The organism is Bartonella sp. AA1HLJMS (genome assembly GCF_042197445.1).
Taxonomy (GTDB): Bacteria; Pseudomonadota; Alphaproteobacteria; order Rhizobiales; family Rhizobiaceae; genus Bartonella.
The window spans coordinates 1-948 of sequence record NZ_JBHIRW010000237.1; the positions used below are offsets into that span (position 1 = coordinate 1).

Annotated in this window: 1 pseudogene; it reads left to right on the plus strand. The window is 34.6% G+C overall.

From position 1 onward, the window contains the following. Positions 1-308, plus strand: a pseudogene (locus tag ACFIQE_RS10865) (virulence-associated protein E); the annotation flags it as partial. Positions 309-948: the final 640 nt, after the last annotated feature.

Here is a 948-nt window from a genome sequence, read left to right on the forward strand (position 1 = left end):
AACAAAGCCAACCTATTAAAAACACTTTAGCAGAAACCTATTTACGTATGCGGGGTATTACATGTGATTTGCCTCCTTATTTACGCTTTTACGACAAATGTTCGCACCCCTCTGGGGTTACACTGACCGCGTTGGTGGCTCTTGTTAAGGGTGCTGGCTCCTTTCCCATTCATAGAACCTTTTTACAAGCCAATGGCTGCAAAACAGATCAGAAACCAGCAAAAGCCATGTTGGGGTCTGTCATGGGCGGTACTGTGCATTTAAGCCAAGACAATCCAAAACATAAGGAATTATTTAACAAACTTTAGAGCTTTTATGCTGTTACAACTATCTTCGTGAAATTTATGAAGACAAAACCCAAAAGGCGGTCGGCCTACAAAACGCTATGAATAGCTCACCTTGGTGAAAAATCATAGGACCACACAATAGAGAAATCTCTTTTGACAGTTTTTCAAGCCAATCGCTCAACGCTCTTTTTAGTGACATTCTCTTCATTGCTCTTTTTTCAAAGAAAATGATCAGAGTTCTTCTTACAAAGAGTTTTGTTGCTTTTGGAGAGTTATTCCAATGTTTATGTTATTTTTTTTAATAATAAAAAATAAAAAACATTATATTTTAATATTTTTGTTTAGGATCTTGAGCTACTCTATGGAAATTTCTATTTTTGTAAAAAATCCAAACGTGCAACAGCATGGTAAAATATATTTTTATGACGTTGGTGATGATCTCAAGAAAAAAGAAAAAAACCTTACGATAATAGGAGTCATTTGGGAGTATTGATGGTATTAAGTGAATATCAGCTACAATATCATTGGGATTTATATTACTCGTAATTGGCATTTTGGATACATGGCTCATTTGTTCTGCGAATTATTGGACTTGAATGTTTAATCTATAAAGCCCAGTATTGATGATATTAGAATAAAAGCCATCTTGATTTGTAAGTTT